Raw genomic sequence first — 18,663 nt, 5'->3', positions numbered from 1 at the left:
CGTGGTCAGCTGCTCGGACCGGAGCTCGGGGGGCTGCACGCCGGGCACGCCGCCGACGTCGTCGCCGTCGGCCGGCTGAGTCGTGGTCCCGCTCGAAGTCACGCTGTCGTCCCCCTGGTGCCGGTGAAGTACGCACGACGAGACCAGGTGGTCCCGCTGCGCTCGCCGTCGGTGACGACTCGCGCTCTTCATCGACAACCTTGAACGGGCTGATCACGCAGGGTCAATTGGTTGCGAGGCCGAACCACCCTTACGAGGGACCACCTGGACCCCGGCGGTTCACGAACGGGGGTGCACCACGTTCTGCGCGGCCTCGAGGCCCCTCTCCAGCAGCAGCTCGGTGGCGTCGGCGGCCTCGCCGACGAGCAGCTCGAGTGTCTTCCGCTCGGTGGCGGAGAAGTCCTTGAGGACGAAATCGGCGGGGTCCTGCCGACCGGGCGGGCGGCCGATGCCGACCCGGACCCGCAGGTAGTCCTTCGTCCCGGTGGACCGGGAGATCGAGCGCAGCCCGTTGTGCCCGCCCTCGCCGCCGCCGCGCTTGAGCCGGACGACGTCGAAGTCCAGGTCGAGCTCGTCGTGGAGCACGACCAGCTCCGTCGGGGAGATCGAGTGGTAGCCGAGCAGGCCCTGGACAGGTCCGCCGGACTCGTTCATGTAGGTGGTGGGCTGGGCGAGCACCACCCGGCGCCCGGCCAGCCGGCCGTCGCCGGACAGCGAGCGGGACCGCGGGCCTTTGCCCGGCGACAGCTTCGCCCCCGCCCGGGCGGCCAGCTCGGCCAGCACCATGGCGCCGACGTTGTGCCGATTGCCGGCGTAGCCGGGTCCGGGGTTGCCCAGTCCCACGACGAGGAACGGGCCCTCGGGGACCGGCGGCGGGGACGCCGCAGGGGCGCCGGCGGTGCCGGCGCCCCTGCGGGTCGTGCTCTCGGTCAAGGGACCGCTCAGTTGTCCGCGGAGTTGCTGGCGGCGTCCATCGACTCGCCGCTGCCCTGGTCCGACGGCTCCGGGACGACGTCGCCGTCGGCGTCGGACTCGTCGCGCTCGATGCCGGCCTCGGCCTCGGCCTCGGCGAGCTCGGCCTCGAGCGCCTCGGCGGTCGGGGCGGCCAGGAAGCCGACGACCTGGGCCTCGGGGTCGGTGAGCAGGGTCGCGCCCTCGGGCAGGACCAGGTCGGCCGCGCTGATGCCCTCGCCGGCGGCGCGGCCGGTGATGTCGACCTCGATCGACTCGGGGATCTTGGTGGCGTCGGCCTCGAGCGAGATGGTGTTCAGCTCGTGGTTGGTGATGGTCTCCGGCGCCGGGTCGCCCACGGTGATGACGGGGACGTCGACGGTGACCTTCTCGCCGCGGCGGACGACCAGCAGGTCGACGTGCTCGTGGACGCGGGTCAGCGGGTCGCGCTGGATGGCCTTGGTCAGCGCCAGGTGCTCGGTGCCCTCGAGGGTCACGGTCAGCAGCACGTTGGTGCCGCCGTTGCGCAGCGCGGCGGCGAACTCCCGGGCGGGGACGGACAGGTGGACGACGTCCATTCCGTGCCCGTAGAGGACGGCGGGGACGCGACCGGCCCGACGGGTCCGGCGGGCGCTGCCCTTGCCGAACTCGGTGCGGGGCTCGGCGGCGAGGCGGAAATCGGCCACGGTGGTGTGCTCCTAGCTAGACGGTGTGCGGGCCGGCGGGACGCGCGGCACACCTGCAGCAGGCACACGCACGTCGATCACGGAGCACAAGCTCCCTCGCCGGGCAACAGGCGAGACAGTACACCGGCGAGCACGACGCCCCGACCACAGGAGGCCGCAGGCCGTCCGCCCGAGCGGGAGGGGTGAGGCACGATCCCCTCCCCGAGGGTGGACTCGTCAGACGGCCGAACTCGCCATCCGACCGGAGGTCGGGCGAGGGCGACGGGAGGGGCAGAGCCTCTCCCCGAGCCGTCGCAGCAGCAGCTCAGCGCCCCAGGGGGACGGCTCCTGGCCGCGGTGGGAGCGCGCAGCGCGACGATGTGCTCATGTCACGACGCCCCGTCGAAGAGGCTCGTCACCGAGCCGTCCTCGAAGACCTCCCTGATCGCCCGGGCGAGCAAGGGGGCGATGGAGAGCACGGTGAGCTTGTCGAACTGCCGCTCGGGCGGGATGGGCAGCGTGTTGGTGATGAGCACCTCGGCGGCCCGGCTGTTCTTGAGCCGGTCGACGGCCGGGCCGGAGAGCACGCCGTGGGTGGCGGCGATGACGACGTCGGCAGCACCCTCGGCGAACAGGGTCTCGGCGGCCTTGGTGATGGTGCCGCCGGTGTCGATCATGTCGTCGACCAGGATGCAGACCCGGCCGCGGACGTCGCCGACGACGCGGTTGGCGACGACCTCGTTGGGCCGGGTCATGTCACGGGTCTTGTGGATGAAGGCCAGCGGGGTGCCGCCGAGCTTGTCCGACCAGCGCTCGGAGACCCGGACGCGGCCGGAGTCGGGCGAGACGACGGTGAGGTCGCGGTCGCCCCACTTGCGCTTGACCTCCTCGATGAGGAGGTCCATCGCGAAGAGGTGGTCGACCGGGCCGTCGAAGAAGCCCTGCACCTGGGCGGTGTGCAGGTCCACCGACATCAGCCGGTCGGCGCCGGCGGTCTTGAACAGGTCGGCGACCAGGCGGGCGGAGATGGGCTCGCGGCCGCGGTGCTTCTTGTCCTGCCGGGCGTAGGGGAAGAAGGGCGCGACGACGGTGATCCGCTTGGCCGAGGCACGCTTGGCGGCGTCCACCATCAGCAGCGACTCCATCAGCCAGGTGTTGATCGGCGAGGTGTGGCTCTGCAGGATGAACGCGTCGCACCCCCGGACGGACTCCTCGAAGCGCACGTAGAGCTCACCGTTGGCGAACTCGTAGCTCGAGGTGGGGGTGGGCGTGATGCCGAGGTGGCCGCCGATCTCGTCGGCCAGCTCGGGGTAGGCCCGCCCGGAGAAGAGCATCAGGCTCTTGGTGGGCGTCTGGGTGATGGCGCTCATGACCGGGTCCCCTGGGCATCGTCGGTGCCGCGGCCGTGGGCGGCCTCGGCGGCTGCGGCCGCGGCCGTACCAGGACGGCGGCGGCCCACCCACCCTTCCACATTGCGCTGGGTGGCCCGGGCCACACCCATGGCCCCCGGCGGCACGTCCGTGGTGATCACCGAGCCGGCCGCGGTGTACGCGCCGTCCCCGACCGTCACCGGCGCGACGAACATGTTGTCCGCGCCGGTGCGGGCGTGGTCGCCGATCGTCGTGTGGTGCTTGGCCACGCCGTCGTAGTTGACGAAGACGGTGGCGGCCCCGATGTTGGTGCCCTCCCCGATCGTGGCGTCCCCGACGTAGGACAGGTGCGGGATCTTCGACCCCTCCCCCAGCGAGGCGTTCTTCGTCTCCACGAACGTGCCGACCTTCGAGCCGCGGGCCAGCCGGGTGCCCGGCCGCAGGTAGGCGAACGGCCCGACCTGGACGTCGGGCCCGACGACGGCGAGGTCGGCGTGGGTGCGGACGACGCGGGCACCCTCGCCCACCTCGGTGTCGGTGAGCGTGCTGTCCGGGCCGACGACCGCGCCGCCGGCCACCATCGTGGCGCCCAGCAGCTGGGTGCCGGGGTGCAGCACGGTGTCCGGCCCGACATCCACGGTCACGTCCACCCAGGTGGTCAGCGGGTCGACCACGGTCACCCCGCCGCGCATGAGGTCGTCGAGCACCCGGTCGTTGAGGGTGCGTCGGCGGGCGGCCAGCTCGCGTCGGTCGTTGCAGCCCAGGGTGTCGTCGGCGTCCGCGGCGCGGTGCCCGCCGACCGGCGCCCCGTCGCCGACCAGCAGGCCCAGGACGTCGGTGAGGTACTGCTCGCCCTGGTCGTTGGCCGCGCCGACCCGGGACAGCGCGGCGCGGACGGCGGCGCGGTCGCCGAGGTACACCCCGGCGTTGACCTCGGTGATCGTCCGCTGCTCCGGGGTGGCGTCGCGCTCCTCGACGATGGCGGTCACCCGACCCTCGCCGTCGCGCACGATCCGGCCGAGCCCGGTCGGGTCGGGCACGGACGCGGTGAGCACGGTGAGCAGGTCCCCGGCCGAGCGGTGGGCGTCGACCAGCGCCTGCACGGTGCTGGTCCGCAGCAGCGGGGCGTCGCCGTTGACGATGAGCACCGGACCGTCGACGTCGGTGAGCGCGTCCAGCGCGATCGCCGCGGCGTGCCCGGAACCGTTCTGCTGCTCCTGCAGCACCGCGCGGGCGTCGGGCGCGATGTCGGCGAGGTGGGCCTCCACCTGGTCCCGGCCCGAGCCGACCACGACCACCGTGCGCGCCCCGCCCAGCGGCGCGACCGCGGCCAGCACGTGGCCGAGCATGCTGCGCCCGCCGATCGCGTGCAGCACCTTCGGGGTGCGGGACCGCATGCGGGTGCCCTGGCCCGCCGCGAGGACGACGACGGCGGCGACGGACGGCTGAGCTTGGGTCAACTTCTGCTCCCGGGACGGCGGTGGGGACATCCGGCGCACCGGATCCAGCTGGGGGACTCGGACTCGAACCGAGACTGCACGGCACCAAAGGCCGGCGGGCTGCCGATTACCCCATCCCCCACCGCCCCCGGTCGGGCCGGAGGCGCGTCCGAGCCTAGGGCGCGGTGGCGGGCAGGTCGACCACGGGGACTCCCTCAGCCGGCCAGCCGTGCGCCGGGAACGGGGCCGTGCACCGCGTGCGCCAACCGGAACGCCCCGGCGGCCACCAGGGCGTCGGCGGTGCCGGCCGCGGCGTCGGCATCCTCGACCAGCCCGGCCACGGTCGGGCCGGATCCGCTGACCAGGGCACCCAGCGCGCCGGCGCCGGTCATCGCCGCCAGCCCGGCCCGCAGGTCGGGCCGCAGCTCGAGGGCCGGGGCCTGCAGGTCGTTGGCCAGGAACCCGGCGAGGGTGGCGTCGGGTCCGTCGCGCAGGGCGGTGAGCACGTCGTCGGGCTGCCCGGCACCGGCGTCCGCCGCGACCTGCCCGGTGGCGCGCAGCCGGTCCAGCTCCCGGTAGACCTTGGGGGTGGACAGCCCGGTCCCGGCCACGCCGAGGACCCAGTCGGTGCGCCGCCGGCTCAGCGACGGCGACAGCTGCTCACCGCGACCGGTGCCCAGGGCCACGCCGCCGACCAGGGAGAAGGGGACGTCGCTGCCCAGCCGGGCGGCCAGCCCGGCCAGGTCGCCGCGGGTGCAGCGGGTCCCCCACAGGGCGTCGAGGGCGACCAGCGCGGCGGCGGCGTCGGCCGACCCGCCGGCCAGGCCGGCCGCGGCCGGGATCGACTTGTCGATGTGCAGGGCGGCGTCGGCGCGCACACCCGCGTGCCGGGCCAGCAGCTCGGCGGCCTGCCAGACCAGGTTGCGGGAATCGGTGGGGACGTCGCCGCCGGCACCCTCGCCGGTCACGGTCAGCGAGAGCCCGTCGTCGGGCCACGCGGTCACCGAGTCCAGCAGCGAGACGGCCAGGTACACCGTGGTCAGCTCGTGGAAGCCGTCGGCGCGCAGCGGCCCCACCGCCAGGTGCACGTTGATCTTCGCCGGCGCGTGCGCGGTGACCGACCCGTCCCCGTGGATCCGGCCGGGTCCCCCGGCGGTCGCGTGCGGCATGCGCTCAGCCTGCCGGGACCGGTTCGGTGGCCGCCAACCGGGCGAAGTCCTCGACCGACAGCCGCTCGCCGCGCCAGGTCGGGTCGATGCCGGCGGCCCGCAACCGGGTCTCGGCGGCGGCCGGGCTGCCCGCCCAGCCGGCGAGGGCGGCGCGGAGCCCCTTGCGCCGGGTGGCGAAGGCGGCGTCCACCGCGGCGAAGGTGGCCAGCCGGTCGCCGGGCGGGGGCTCGCGCCGGGTCAGCCGGACCAGGCCGGAGTCGACGTTGGGCACCGGCCAGAACACCGGGCGCCCCACCGCGCCGGCGCGGCGTACGTCGGCGTACCAGGCCGCCTTCACGCTGGGCACGCCGTAGGCGTCGCTGCCGGCGGCCGCGGCCAGCCGCTCGGCCACCTCGAGCTGCACCAGCACCAGCGCCGTGCGGATGGTCGGGAACCGCTCGAGCAGGTGCAGCAGCACCGGGACCGAGATGTTGTAGGGCAGGTTCGCCACCAGCGCGGTGGGCGCCGGACCGGGGAGCTCGGTGAGCCGCATCGCGTCCGCGGTGACCACGGTCAGCCGGTCGGCCAGCGCCGGGGTGCGCTCGGCGACGGTGCGCGGCAGCTGCTCGGCCAGGCGCGGGTCGATCTCGACCGCGACGACCCGCTCGGCGGCGGGCAGCAGGCCCAGGGTCAGCGACCCCAGCCCGGGCCCGATCTCGCAGACCACGTCGTCGGCCCGCAGCTCGGCGGTGCGCACGATGCGCCGGATGGTGTTGGCGTCGTGCAGGAAGTTCTGCCCGAGCTGCTTGGTGGGACGCAGGTCGAGCTGCTGGGCCAGGCTGCGGATCGCAGCCGGGCCCAGCAACCCGTCCGAGGCGTCGGCGGTCGTGCTCAGCGGTTCAGAGCCGGCGGCCGCAGGAGGGCCACGGCGAGGCACCGCGGGCGGCGTAGGTGCGCTCCCCCACGGCGATCTGCTGCTCACGGGTGGCGAGGTCGGGGCGGGAGGCGAACTCCGCGCCGCCGTAGGCGTTCCACGTCGAGATGTTGTACTGCAGCCCGCCGTAGTAGCCGTTGCCGGTGTTGATGGACCAGTTGCCGCCGGCCTCGCACTGCGCCAGGGCGTCCCAGTCCAGCCCGCTGGTCGACGCCGGGGCCGAGGCGCCGGTGTTCGAACCGCCCGCCGGTGCCGAGGCGGCCGGGGCCGGGGCCTCGGCGGTGCCGACGGAGACCTGCTCGTCGACCGGGGCCCGGGTCACGGTGACGGGACCGGGCACGCGGCTGGTCTCGACGCCGTCGGTCACGGTGACGGTGTAGGTGGTGGTCTGCTCGCCCTCGACGCCCTCGGTGGTGACCTCGCGGGTGCCCTCCGGGGACGCGGGGTCCTCGGTCTCCACCGTCTGGTAGTCCACGACCTGGGTCTCGGTGACCTCGCTGACCTGCACCCGCCACACCTGCAGGACCATCCGGTCCATGAGCGGGGCGGTCGGGTAGAGGCTGGCGCGGTCGGTGGCCGACAGCGTCAGCCCCTGCTCGGCCAGCAGGTCCCCGGCTGTGCCGGCGGTGGTGGTGACCTCGCGCGTGACGCCGTCGGCGATCACCGTGACGGTCTTGGGCGTCGTCACCTGCAGGGCCATGCCGTCCAGGGGCAGCCGCTCGCTGCGGGAGGCGCTCAGCACCAGGCCGTCGCCGCGGTAGCCGAGCTGGTCCAGCGCCTCATCGACCGACAGCGCCGTGGTGGTGATCGTGTCGGTGACGCCGTCGACGGTGAGCTCGAGGGGACGTGCCCGGTTGAGGACGACGGTGTCGCCGTCGTCGACCGCGCTGTCGACCGAGGGCAGGACGACGTCGTCCGCGGCGACCTGGATGTCCTCGTCGGAGAGGACCTCACCGGCGGTCGAGGCGTAGGTGCTGACCTCGCGGGACTGGCCGTCGACGGTGATCGTCACCGACTTCTGGGCGACCAGGTAGGCGAAGGAACCGCCCACGAGGCCGACGAGGACCAGGGCGAAGAGACTGAGCTTGAGCGTTCGGTGCACGGCACATCCACGGGTCACGGGGGCCCGGGCAGGAGACGGCTGTCCCCACCCCGACGGGTCGGTCACGACACGGTAACGAACGTTTGGGGTCCTGCGGCGCTGCTGACGACATGAGATCAGGTCGATCAGTCGACATGGAGTAGCCACGCCGACACCAACCGTCACGTAGGCCCTGTTCTGTCGCGGACTACCCGACGGGGCGTGACGTGACCAGCGTCACCGTGTGACCTGGGTCAGCCGGCCAGCACCGGGGCCGCGTGCCGCACCGGGCGGATCCAGGTGGCGAGGAAGAACGCCACCGCGAGCCCCGCGGTGATGGCCGAGAAGCCACCGGCGACCAGGGCGACCGGCACCAGGTCGACCCCGTCGGTCACCCGGTCCCCCAGGTCGACCCCGGCGACCAGCAGCAGCGCCCCCAGCGGGATGAGCGCGACCACGCTGACCGCTGCCGTCACCAGGTGCGCTGTCCAGGTGCGCAGCGCCTCGTCGACCGGGACGTCGGCGCCGTCGGCGGCCAGCGGGCGCACGACGAGCCGGAGCAGGGCGACCTCGGCCAGCAGCCAGCCCGCCGCCGGCACGACCAGCGCGGTGATCGCTACGCCGTCGTCCAGGGACCCGCCCGACCACAGCAGCCAGGCCGTCGCCAGCTCCGCGACCACCGCGGCCCGCATCGTCCACAGCAGCCACGGCGAGATCTGCTCCCCGCGACGCGGCCGCCGCGACCCCGCGGCCCAGCGCGGTCGGGGGCGCGTCGCCTCGGCGAGCAGCACCCCGGCCAGCAGGCCCACCACCAGCGCGGGCACCCACAGGAACACTGACGCCTCGGCGAGGAGGACCACGCTCACGCCCACCAGGACGACGCCCAGCACCAGCCCCAGCTGCCGTACCCGGCGCCCGTGCCGGGCCTGCCGGGCGAGCACCGCGGCGCCCGCCTCCGAGGGCGGCACCAGCTCCACGGACCCACCGGCCACGAGCCGGCGGTCGGCCGCCCTGGCCCACCCGCGGGCCAGCAGGCCCGAGGGCACCATCACGGCGATGAAGAGCACGACGGCGATGAGGCGACCCACCCTGCTCATTGTCGTCCTCCGCGCGGCGCCGCGCCCGGGGGGCGCCCGGACGGGCCGCGGGCGGCGTCCTACCAGCTGCCGAAGACCCGCTCCGCCGTGGCCGTGAGCTGGTCGCACAGCGCCGGCAGCTCGATCCCGGTCACCTCGGCGAGGGCACGCACCGTGTGCGGCACCAGCCGGGAGGCGTTGGGGCGGCCCCGGTGCGGGACCGGGGTCAGGAACGGGCTGTCGGTCTCGACCAGCAGCTGGTCCGCCGGCGCGATGGCGGCGGCCTCGCGGAGGTAGCCGGCGTTGCCGAAGGTCAGGGTGCCGGCGAAGGAGAGCACGGCGCCTCGGTCCAGACACTGCCGGGCGAAGGCGGCGTCGCCGGAGAAGCAGTGGAAGACGGTGTGCTCGGGCAGCCCCACGTCGTCGAGCACCCGCAGGATCTCCGGGTGGGCGTCCCGGTCGTGGATGACCAGGGCGATGCCGTGCCGCTTGGCGATCGCGATGTGCGCGCGGAAGGAGGCCTCCTGGGCGTCCCACCCCTCGGGCCCGGTGCGGAACCGGTCCAGCCCGGTCTCCCCCACCGCCCGGACCCGCGGCAGCGCGGCGAGCCGGTCGATCTCGGCCAGCGCCTCGGGCGTGGCCGCGCCGGCACCGGCCTCGTTGGGGTGCAGCGCCACGGCGGCCAGCACCGACCGGTGCCGCGCGGCCAGCGCCGCCGACCACCGCGAGCTCGGGACGTCGACACCCACCTGCACCAGCCGGGTCACCCCCACCGCGGCCGCGGCCGCGATCTCGGCGTCCACCTCGTCGTCGGCGGGCAGCCGGTCCTCACCGCCGACGGCGATGTCGAGGTGGGTGTGGCTGTCCAGCGCGGGTGCCGGCAACGGCTCCGGGGACGGCGGTGGCTCGCCCCGCTTGTTCGCGCGGGAGGACGCCGAGCGGCTCACTCCCCGCCCTCCCCGAACCGACGGAGCTCCTCCTCCACGATCGACTCGTCGAGCTTGGTGAACACCGGCGTCGGCGTGGCCAGCGGCGTCCCCGGGGTGATCGGCACCGAGGCCCAGACCGCCTGGCCGGTCTCGTAGTCCCCGGTGATGATCGGGTACCCGCGGCCGTCGTCGAGGTCGGTGACCTCCTCGATCCGCGGCTGCACCGACCAGGTGCCCTCCCCGCCCAGCAGCTCGTGCACCTGCTGCGCGGCGTGCGGCAGGAACGGCGAGAGCAGGCCGTTGCAGTCCTTGATCGCCTGCAGCGCGGTGAACAGCACGGAGTCCCGGCGGGCCGGGTCCTCCTTGAGCTTCCACGGCGCCTGGTCGGACAGGTACTTGTTGGCCTCGCCGACCACCCGCATGGCCTCGTTGATCGCGGCCTTCTGCCGGTTGCGGCCCAGCAGGTCGCCCACGGTGCCGAACGCGCCGGAGGTGGTGGACAGCAGGTCGCGGTCGGCGTCGGTCAGGTCACCGGGCTGCGGGACGGCACCCACGTTCTTGGCGGCCATCGAGATCGACCGGTTGACCAGGTTGCCCCAGCCGGCGACCAGCTCGTCGTTGTTCCGGCGGCGGAACTCGGCCCAGGTGAAGTCGGTGTCCTGGTTCTCCGGGCCGGCGACGGCGATGAAGTACCGCAGGGCGTCGGCGTCGTAGCGCTCGAGGAAGTCCCGGACGTAGATGACCACCCGGCGCGAGGAGGAGAACTTCTTGCCCTCCATCGTCAGGAACTCGCTGGAGACCACCTCGGTGGGCAGGTTCAGCGCCCCGTAGGACCCCGGCGTCCCGCCCTTGTCGCCCCCGCCGTTGTAGCCCAGCAGCTGCGCGGGCCAGATCTCGGCGTGGAAGACGATGTTGTCCTTGCCCATGAAGTAGTAGGCGTCGGCGTCCGGGGACTGCCACCACTGCCGCCACGCCTCGGCGTCCCCGGTGCGCCGCGCCCACTCGATCGACGCCGACAGGTAGCCCACGACCGCGTCGAACCAGACGTAGATGCGCTTGTCGTCGCGCTCGCGCCAGTCCGGCAGCGGGATGCGGATGCCCCAGTCGATGTCGCGGGTGTAGCTGCGCGGCTTGAGGTCGGCCAGCAGGTTGATGCTGAAGTTCAGGACGTTGGGCCGCCAGCTCTTCCGGGTGCCCAGCCAGTCCCCCAGCGCCTTGGCGAAGGCCGGCAGGTCCAGGAACCAGTGCTCGCTCTCCACGAACTTCGGCGTCTCGCCGTTGATCTTGGACACCGGGTTGATCAGGTCGACCGGGTCGAGCTGGTTGCCGCAGTTGTCGCACTGGTCGCCGCGGGCGCCGTCGTAGCCGCAGATCGGGCAGGTGCCCTCGATGTAGCGGTCGGGCAGCGTGCGGCCGGTCGACGGGCTGATGGCACCGAGCGTGGTCTGCGGGAAGACGTACCCGTTCTTCAGCAGCCCGAGGAAGATCTCCTGGCTGACCGCGGCGTGGTTGGCCGTCGTCGTCCGGGTGAACAGGTCGTAGCTGAGCCCCAGGCCGGTCAGGTCCCCGACGATGATCCGGTTGTTCCGGTCGGCGATCTCCTGCGGGCCGACGCCCTCGGCGTCGGCGGCCACGGTGATCGGGGTGCCGTGCTCGTCGGTGCCGCTGACCATGAGCACCTTGTTGCCGGCCATCCGCTGGTACCGGCTGAACACGTCGGAGGGCACACCGAAGCCCGAGACGTGGCCGATGTGCCGGGGGCCGTTGGCGTAGGGCCAGGCGACCGCGGTCAGGATGTGGCGATCACTCACGCCACGAGACTAGTGAGCGCTGTCGACCGAGCTCGTGGCCGCGGTCCCGACCGGTGCCGGCTGACCGGTCAGCGACACCGTCACCAGGGCCAGCCCGATGACGGCCAGGGTCACCGCGCGCACCCTGCGGTGGGCCGCCGGCGGGCGCGGGGCCCGCGCCGGACGGCGGGGGGTCGCCGTCCACGACCCGGCCGCCGGCGACGTGCCCAGCAGGAGCTTGGTCAACGGGACGACGGCGGCCGTCACCGCCAGGGCCGACAGCGACACGGTCTGCCCGGCCAGGGCGACCTGGCGGACCCCGTCGGCGACGCCGCCCAGGGCGAGGACGCCGAGCAGCACCAGCTCCCCGACCGCCACCGCGACGAGCAGGCGGTTCCCGGCGCCGTCGACGAGGGTGGCCCCGCCCGCGGCGACGAGCACGACCCAGGCGGCCAGCCCGATGAGCGTGCCGGCGACCAGGGCGCCGGGCGGGCGCAGGCCGTCGCCCCACACGGCGTCCAGCGAGGTGAGACCCAGCGCCAGCAGGCCGACGGCCTGCACCACGGCCAGCGCCCCGACGGCCAGCACGGCCAGCGGTGCGCGCGGTCGTCCGGTGGCCCGGGTGCGCGGCAGACGGGGCAGCGCGACGGCGGTGCTGGACAACGTGACTCCCTGGCCGGTGACGGTTGGTCACCGATGAGGTCGTCCCCCCGCGCACGGGTCCGGAGACGCGGACGGGGCCGCCTCACCCGGGTGGGTGAGACGGCCCCGCCGTCGTCGTCGCGCAGAGCTACCGCTGGTGGCCCTGCCCGGTGGTGCCGTCGCCGGTCTCCACGCTGTGGTCGTGGTCGCCGCCCTTGGCCAGCCGGCTGTGCCGCCGTCCGTAGGCGTAGTAGACGCCCACGCCGATCAGCATCCAGACCGCGAACCGGATCCAGGTGTCGGTGGGCAGGTTCAGCATCAGGTAGAGGCTGGCCAGCGCGGCCACGATCGGCAGCACCGGCATGAGCGGCACCCGGAAGGCCCGCGGCAGGTCGGGACGGGTCCTGCGGAGCACGATGACCCCGACGCTGACCAGCACGAACGCGAACAGGGTGCCGATGTTGACCAGCTCGGCCAGGGTGCCCAGCGGGATCAGCCCGGCCATGACCGCCACGACCACACCGGTGATCAGGGTGATCCGGTACGGCGTGCCGTAGGTGGGGTGCACCTTGGCCAGCCCGGCGGGCAGCAGGTGGTCCCGGCTCATGGCGAACAGCACCCGGGACTGGCCCAGCAGCAGGATCATCACCACGCTGGTCAGGCCGGCCAGGGCGCCGACCGAGATGACCCCGGAGAAGAACGGCAGCCCGACGCTGGAGAACGCACCGGCCAGCGGGGCCGAGGCGTTGAGCTCGGTGTAGTTCTGCATGCCCACGACGACCAGGCTGACCAGGACGTAGAGGATCGTGCAGACGGCCAGGGAGCCGAAGATGCCGCGCGGCAGGTCCTTGGCCGGGTCCTTGGTCTCCTCCGCCGCGGTGGCCACGATGTCGAAGCCGATGAAGGCGAAGAACACGACCGCGGCACCGGCGATGACGCCCTCGACGCCGAAGCTCGCCGGGGCGAAGCCGGTGAGCAGCTGGATGAACGGCTGGGTCAGGCCCGACCCGCCGCCCTCGGCCGGCTCGGTCGGCGGGATGAACGGCGAGAAGTTGGCGGCCTTGACGTAGAAGACGCCGACCACGATGACCAGCAGCACGATCACGACCTTGATGGCCACGATGATCGAGGTGATCCGCGAGGAGAGCTTCACCCCGAGGATCAGCACCCCGGTCATCAGCAGCGCGATGAACATGGCCGGGATGTTGAAGCGGGCCGTCTCGCCGGCGATCGTCTCGGGCAGCCCGATGCCGATGTCGCTCAGCAGCTGGTTGAGGTAGCCCGACCACCCGACGCTGACCGTCGCGGCGCCCAGCGCGAGCTCGAGCACCAGGTCCCAGCCGATGATCCAGGCGACCAGCTCGCCGAAGGTGGCGTAGGAGAACGTGTAGGCCGACCCGGCGACCGGCACCGTCGAGGCGAACTCGGCGTAGCAGAGCGCGGCGAGCCCGCAGACGATGCCGGCGATGACGAAGGAGATGGCGACGGCGGGGCCGGCGGTGGTCTGCGCGACCTCGCCGGTCAGCACGAAGATGCCGGTCCCGATGATGACGCCGACGCCGAAGACGGTGAGGTCCAGGCCGGACAGGTTCTTCTTGAGCTGGTGCTCCGGCTCCTCGGTGTCGCTGATCGAGTCCTCGACGCTCTTGACGCGCCTGCCGTTGGCGACGGCCATGTGCGTTCCCCCTGCGTTGCTTGTTGATCACGTGTGGTGTGCGGAGCGTGCCACGCGTCACGTCGGCCCGCACGCCTACGCTCGCCGTCGACCGCGCAGCGGAGGAGAGACATGAGCAGCACCGACGCCCGCACCGACGCCGCGGCCCCGAGGCCCCGGCCGCGGCACGTCCCGCGGCCCGCCGGGGTGCCCCTACACCCCGCCCCGCAGCGGCCCGAGGGGGACCCGGTCGTCGGCTGCGGGGTGTACGTCGAGGGCCACCGCGTGCCCGACGTCGGCCCCGCTGACGCCCTGCGCGTGGCCCGGGAGCGCGGCGGCTTCGTCTGGCTGGGCCTCTACGAGCCCTCCGAGGCGGAGTTCGAGTCGATCGCCCAGGAGTACGGGCTGCACCCGCTCGCCGTCGAGGACGCCGTCTACGCCCACCAGCGGCCCAAGCTCGACCGGTACGACGACGCCCTGTTCGTGGTGCTGAAGACCGCCTCCTACGTCGAGCACGAGGAGCTGACCTCCACCAGCGAGGTCGTCGACACCGGCGAGGTGATGATCTTCCTCGGCGAGCACTACGTGATCACCGTGCGGCACGGGCAGCACGGCGGGCTGGCCGAGCTGCGGCACCGCCTGGAGGAGCAACCCGACCTGCTCTGCCACGGTCCGTCCGCGGTGCTCTACGCCGTGGCCGACCTGGTCGTCGACCACTACGTGGAGGTCGCCGCCGACGTCGAGGAGGACGTCGACGAGCTGGAGGCCTCGGTCTTCTCCCCGCAGCGCACCGACGACATCCCCCGGCTCTACCAGCTCAAGCGCGAGCTCATGCAGCTGCGCCGGGCGGTGACCCCCCTCGACGTCCCGCTGCACGCGCTGGCCGAGCGGCAGGTGCAGGTCGTCCCCGAGGAGATGCGGTCCTACTTCCGCGACGTGCAGGACCACACCATCCGGGTGCGCGACCAGATCGCCTCCCTGGACGAGCTGCTGTCCTCCATCCTGCAGGCGTCGCTGGCCCGGACCTCGCTGTCGGACAACGAGGACATGCGCAAGATCTCCGCGTGGGCCGGCATCATCGCCGTCCCCACCGCGATCGCCGGCATCTACGGCATGAACTTCGAGTACATGCCCGAGCTGAAGTGGCACCTGGGCTACCCCCTGGTGCTGCTGCTGATGGCCGCCGCCTGCGGCGCCCTCTGGCGCGCCTTCAAGCGCAGCGGCTGGCTCTAGCCCGGCGACTCCCTCCTCCGCCGCCGCCGTCCACAACCGACGGCGTTCGCCGCTCGCCACCCCCTGAACCCGGCATAGGAGCCCATGCACCCATCCACGGGACTCAGAGGTGGGTGCATGGGCTCCCATGCCTGGCCAAGTCGTGGGTCGACGGGTTCGCTCGCTGTCCACAGGACGGCGGGGGCCGATTCCCGGCGCGGACGAACTGCTGCAACCTCCACGCCGTGCAGCGGCCGTGGATCGAGCTGGTGGGTGACCTGCTGTCGACCCAGCGCGGGCTCGCGACGCGCCAGGAGCTGCTCCGCGTGGTCCCGCGCACGGTGCTCGACGGGTTCGTGGAGCGAGGTGTCCTGCGCCGGGTGTTCCCGCACGTCTACACGGCGAAGGGGAACCCGGCCACGGGCGACCGCCGACTGCTGGCAGCCCTCCTCTCCGTGGGTCCGCACGCAGCCCTGAGCCACCGCAGCGCACTCGCCCTGCGCGGACTGGTCGAGCCGGCCGGCCCGGTGCACGTGGTGGTGGACCACCGCAGGCGCCTGTCCGGCGCCCGGGACCTGCACGTGCACCGGCGCCAGGGCCTGGACGACGACCAGGACGCCGTCGAGGTCGTACGGGGCCTCCGGGTCACCGCGCTCGCCGACAGCCTGGTCGACGCCTGGCCGGACCTCCCGCGTGCCGACCGCCGGCCGACGGTGCTCGACGCGGTCCGGCGCACGCGGTTGGACCCCGCGCTGCTGGCTGCGGCAGCGCAACGCCGGCCGAACATCGGCGGTCACCGCGACCTCGCCCGGACCGCGGCCCTGCTCGCCGACGGTGTGACCAGCGAGCTGGAGGCCCTGGCCGTGGTCGGGGTCTTCTCCCACCGGTCCCTTCCGCGCAGCCGGGGCCAGGTAGCGGTGCTCTGCCCGGACGGCATCACCCGCCACCACGACCGGGCGTGGAAGGAAGCGATGCTGGCCGTCGAGCTGGACGGCGCGGCCTTCCACTCCTCGCCGCAGCAGCGGGCCGACGACCTCGCCCGCGATGCGATGTTCGCCTCGATGGGCTGGCTGGTGCTCCGCTTCACCTACGCAGAGGTCCTCCGCGACCCGGACGGCGTGCGGGCGAGGGTCCTGGCCGTCTACCGCATCCGCGTCCAGCAGCTGCGCGCGTCGGCCTGACCCACCCCGGCATGGGAGCCCATGCACCTAGTCCCGGCGCCCCGAGGTGGGTGCATGGGCTCCCATGCCGGGAGAGCCGAGTCGACTGCGGCGGGGTTGCACTACGGGCCGCGGGGGCGGGTGGGTCAGGGGGTCTTCGCCGCGACGACGGCGTCGTAGACGACGCGCTTGGGCAGGCCCGTGCGCGACACCACGGCGCGGATGGCGTCCTTGCGGGTCTCCCCCGCCGCCTCCTCGCGGGCCACCTCGGCGGCCAGCTCGTCGGCGGTCAGGTCGGCGGGCCCGGCCGGCGCCCCGGCGACGACCAGGGTGATCTCGCCGCGCACGCCCTCGGCGGCCCAGACGGCCAGCGAACCGAGGGTGCCGCGGACGACCTCCTCGTGGGTCTTGGTCAGCTCGCGGCAGACGACGGCCGGCCGGTCGTCCCCCAGCACCGCGGCCGCGTCGACGAGCGCGTCGGCGAGGCGGTGCGGGGACTCGAAGAACACCATCGTCCGCGGCTCGGCGGCCAGCGCGGTGAACGACGTCCGGCGGCCGCGGCGGGGCAGGAAGCCCTCGAAGGTGAACCGGTCGCAGGGCAGCCCGGACACGGCCAGGGCGGTGGTGACCGCCGAGGGCCCCGGCACCGACGTCACCAGCACGCCGGCCTCGACGGCGGCGCGCACCAGCGTGTAGCCGGGGTCCGACACCGAGGGCATGCCGGCGTCGGTGAGCAGCAGGACGGTCTGCCCGGCCTGCATGGCGGCGACCAGGCCCGGCAGGCGGGAGGCCTCGACGGTCTCGTGGAAGGTGACGACGCGGCCGGTGAACGTGACCTCGAGGTCCTGCGCCAGCCGGTGCAGCCGGCGGGTGTCCTCGCAGGCCAGCACATCGGCCTCGGCCATCACCGCGCGCAGCCGCGGACCGACGTCGCCGGGCTGACCCAGCGGCGCACCACCCAGCACCAGTCGTCCCGCCACCGCACGAGCCTGTCACGCCGGCCCCCGCAGGACCGCCGCCTACCCTTCAGGCCATGGCGGTGCTGGCCCCCGATCGGGGGGACGACGAGCCCGCCCCGCCGGCCCGCCGCCGCCCGCGCCGACCGGCCGGGCGGCTGCCCCCGCCGCTGCCCACCGACCGGGTGCTGTCCTGGGTGCTGACCGCCGTGCTCGGCGTGGCCACCTTCGTCAGCCGGCTGTGGGACCTGTCCTACCCCGGCGACCTGCTCTTCGACGAGGCCTACTACCCGCCCGAGGCCAACGAGGTCCTCGAGTGGGGCTACGAGTACAACCGCGGCTACACGTTCATCGTCCACCCGCCGCTGGGCAAGCTGCTGATCTCCCTGGGCATCAAGGTGTTCGGGTACGACAGCACCGGCTGGCGGTTCCCCAGCCTGGTGGCCGGCACCGTCGCGGTCGTCGTGCTGACCCGGCTGGCCCGCCGCCTGACCGGCTCCACCCTGCTCGGGGTGGTCGCCGGGCTGCTGATGGCGCTGGACGGCTTCGCGTTCACCGTCGGCCGGATCGGGCTGCTCGACGTCTTCCTGCAGGCGTTCGTGGTCTCCGCGGTGGCCTGCCTGGTCGTCGACCGCGACCGGGTGCGGGCCCGGGTCCGGGCGCACGTCGGGGCCGCGACCGGGTTCGCGCTGGGCCCGCGGGGCTGGCGGATCGCGGCCGGCGTGCTGTTCGGCTGCGCGGCGGGGGTCAAGTGGTCCGGCGTCTACTTCCTGGCGTTCTTCGCCGTCCTCAGCCTCTTCTGGGACCGGGCCGCCTGGCGCGAGCTCGGCGTGCCCAGCCCGACCCGCACCGCGCTGCGCCGCGGGCTGCCCGGCGCCGCCTGGGCGCTGGGCGTGCTGCCGGTGCTGGCCTACCTGGCCACCTTCACCGGCTGGTTCCGCGGCGAGAACTCCCAGGGCCGGCACTGGGCCGAGCAGCACCCGGACACCGCCTGGCCCTGGATCCCGGACCCGCTGCGGTCGCTGTGGCACATGCACGGCGAGTGGCTCAGCTTCCACAACGGGCTGTCCACGCCGCACCCGTGGGAGTCGGGACCGTGGTCGTGGCTGGTCGACGGCCGGCCCATCCTGCTGTGGAACCCGCAGGGCCTCACCGACTCCGCCGGCGACCAGGTCATCCGCTACATCCTGATGGTCGGCACGCCCACCCTCTGGCTGGTGTTCGCCCCGGCCATGCTGTGGCTGCTGTGGCGGATCGTCGCCCGCCGCGACCCGGCTGCGATCACCGTCGCGGTGGGCATCGCCGCCGGCTGGCTGACCTGGTTCGTCAACCTCGAGCGGACCATGTTCATCTTCTACATGGCGCCGGTGCTGCCGTTCTTCGTGCTGGCCGTGACGCTGGCCCTGCAGGACGTGCTCGGGCGGCAGACCGGCCCCGACCGGGCCACCCCGTTCCGCCGGCAGCTGGGCCTGGGCGCGGTCAGCCTGTACCTGGCCGTCGTGGCGCTGACCTTCGTCTTCTTCTACCCGGTGCTCACCGGGCAGCCGCTGTCCTACGCCGACTGGGTGCAGCGCATGTGGTTCCCCTCCTGGTTCTAGAAGGAACCACGTCTCCCCCCACGACGCGCTCCGCACGCCGCGGGTCCCTGAGACGTAG

16 protein-coding genes and 1 tRNA gene are annotated in these 18,663 nt (G+C 73.7%); 3 read left to right on the top strand and 14 right to left on the bottom strand.

Annotated features, from left to right (window positions below; all coding sequences use genetic code 11):
• Nucleotides 1-279: 279 nt before the first annotated feature.
• The 13 genes from pth to LFA75_RS15835 all read right to left on the bottom strand — a co-directional run bounded on the left by pth (nucleotide 280) and on the right by LFA75_RS15835 (nucleotide 13,700).
• Nucleotides 280-933 carry an aminoacyl-tRNA hydrolase gene (gene pth / locus LFA75_RS15900; protein ID WP_225234587.1) on the bottom strand — a complete coding sequence of 218 codons (654 nt, stop codon included), beginning with the start codon at nucleotides 931-933 and terminating at the stop codon, nucleotides 280-282.
• A gap of 8 nt (nucleotides 934-941) precedes the next feature.
• On the bottom strand, nucleotides 942-1,637 hold the full coding sequence (locus tag LFA75_RS15895; RefSeq protein WP_225234586.1) for a 50S ribosomal protein L25/general stress protein Ctc: 696 nt from the start codon (nucleotides 1,635-1,637) through the stop codon (nucleotides 942-944).
• A gap of 368 nt (nucleotides 1,638-2,005) precedes the next feature.
• Nucleotides 2,006-2,986, bottom strand: coding sequence for a ribose-phosphate diphosphokinase (locus LFA75_RS15890; RefSeq protein WP_225234585.1), 981 nt, complete (start codon nucleotides 2,984-2,986; stop codon nucleotides 2,006-2,008).
• On the bottom strand, nucleotides 2,983-4,476 hold the full coding sequence (glmU, locus tag LFA75_RS15885; RefSeq protein WP_225234584.1) for a bifunctional UDP-N-acetylglucosamine diphosphorylase/glucosamine-1-phosphate N-acetyltransferase GlmU: 1,494 nt from the start codon (nucleotides 4,474-4,476) through the stop codon (nucleotides 2,983-2,985). The genes LFA75_RS15890 and glmU overlap by 4 nt, the downstream gene beginning before the upstream one ends.
• Before the next feature lie 18 nt (nucleotides 4,477-4,494).
• Nucleotides 4,495-4,567, bottom strand: a tRNA-Gln gene (locus tag LFA75_RS15880).
• Between the two features lie 73 nt (nucleotides 4,568-4,640).
• Nucleotides 4,641-5,594: a 4-(cytidine 5'-diphospho)-2-C-methyl-D-erythritol kinase gene (locus tag LFA75_RS15875; protein WP_225234583.1), complete on the bottom strand. Its 954-nt coding sequence runs from the start codon at nucleotides 5,592-5,594 to the stop codon at nucleotides 4,641-4,643.
• 4 nt (nucleotides 5,595-5,598) lie between these two features.
• Entirely contained in the window at nucleotides 5,599-6,510 is a 912-nt protein-coding gene (gene rsmA, locus LFA75_RS15870) for a 16S rRNA (adenine(1518)-N(6)/adenine(1519)-N(6))-dimethyltransferase RsmA (protein WP_225234582.1), read from the bottom strand.
• The gene (locus LFA75_RS24020; RefSeq protein ID WP_318250009.1) at nucleotides 6,473-7,609 is read right to left on the bottom strand and encodes a transglycosylase family protein; all 1,137 of its coding nucleotides are present in this window, start codon (nucleotides 7,607-7,609) and stop codon (nucleotides 6,473-6,475) included. Before LFA75_RS24020 ends, rsmA begins: the two co-directional genes overlap by 38 nt.
• Nucleotides 7,610-7,842: 233 nt before the next feature.
• Nucleotides 7,843-8,676, bottom strand: coding sequence for a hypothetical protein (locus tag LFA75_RS15855; RefSeq protein ID WP_225234581.1), 834 nt, complete (start codon nucleotides 8,674-8,676; stop codon nucleotides 7,843-7,845).
• Nucleotides 8,677-8,744: 68 nt separating this feature from the next.
• Nucleotides 8,745-9,611 (bottom strand): TatD family hydrolase, encoded by an 867-nt coding sequence (locus tag LFA75_RS15850; protein WP_225234580.1) that lies wholly within the window; start codon nucleotides 9,609-9,611, stop codon nucleotides 8,745-8,747.
• A complete protein-coding gene (gene metG, locus LFA75_RS15845) occupies nucleotides 9,608-11,404 on the bottom strand; it encodes a methionine--tRNA ligase (RefSeq protein ID WP_225234579.1) in 1,797 nt (598 codons plus the stop codon). Before metG ends, LFA75_RS15850 begins: the two co-directional genes overlap by 4 nt.
• 9 nt (nucleotides 11,405-11,413) lie before the next feature.
• Nucleotides 11,414-12,046 (bottom strand): hypothetical protein, encoded by a 633-nt coding sequence (locus LFA75_RS15840; protein ID WP_225234578.1) that lies wholly within the window; start codon nucleotides 12,044-12,046, stop codon nucleotides 11,414-11,416.
• A 127-nt stretch (nucleotides 12,047-12,173) separates the two neighbouring features.
• A complete protein-coding gene (locus LFA75_RS15835) occupies nucleotides 12,174-13,700 on the bottom strand; it encodes an amino acid permease (protein WP_225234577.1) in 1,527 nt (508 codons plus the stop codon).
• Nucleotides 13,701-13,811: 111 nt separating this feature from the next.
• Here LFA75_RS15835 and corA point away from each other — a divergent pair, with 111 nt between their 5' ends.
• Both corA and LFA75_RS15825 read left to right on the top strand, forming a co-directional pair.
• Nucleotides 13,812-14,912: a magnesium/cobalt transporter CorA gene (gene corA / locus LFA75_RS15830; RefSeq protein ID WP_225234576.1), complete on the top strand. Its 1,101-nt coding sequence runs from the start codon at nucleotides 13,812-13,814 to the stop codon at nucleotides 14,910-14,912.
• Between the two features lie 224 nt (nucleotides 14,913-15,136).
• Nucleotides 15,137-16,072: a DUF559 domain-containing protein gene (locus tag LFA75_RS15825; RefSeq protein ID WP_225234575.1), complete on the top strand. Its 936-nt coding sequence runs from the start codon at nucleotides 15,137-15,139 to the stop codon at nucleotides 16,070-16,072.
• A 125-nt stretch (nucleotides 16,073-16,197) separates the two neighbouring features.
• Here LFA75_RS15825 and rsmI read toward each other — a convergent pair whose 3' ends face one another.
• Entirely contained in the window at nucleotides 16,198-17,031 is an 834-nt protein-coding gene (gene rsmI, locus LFA75_RS15820) for a 16S rRNA (cytidine(1402)-2'-O)-methyltransferase (protein ID WP_225234574.1), read from the bottom strand.
• A 53-nt stretch (nucleotides 17,032-17,084) separates the two neighbouring features.
• Here rsmI and LFA75_RS15815 point away from each other — a divergent pair, with 53 nt between their 5' ends.
• Nucleotides 17,085-18,605 (top strand): dolichyl-phosphate-mannose--protein mannosyltransferase, encoded by a 1,521-nt coding sequence (locus LFA75_RS15815; RefSeq protein WP_225234573.1) that lies wholly within the window; start codon nucleotides 17,085-17,087, stop codon nucleotides 18,603-18,605.
• Nucleotides 18,606-18,663 lie beyond the last annotated feature (58 nt).

This window comes from Klenkia terrae (assembly GCF_900491935.1).
Lineage (GTDB): Bacteria > Actinomycetota > Actinomycetes > Mycobacteriales > Geodermatophilaceae > Klenkia > Klenkia terrae.
Note: the sequence above shows the minus strand (reverse complement) of the source record. Positions and strands in the feature narration are given on the sequence as shown.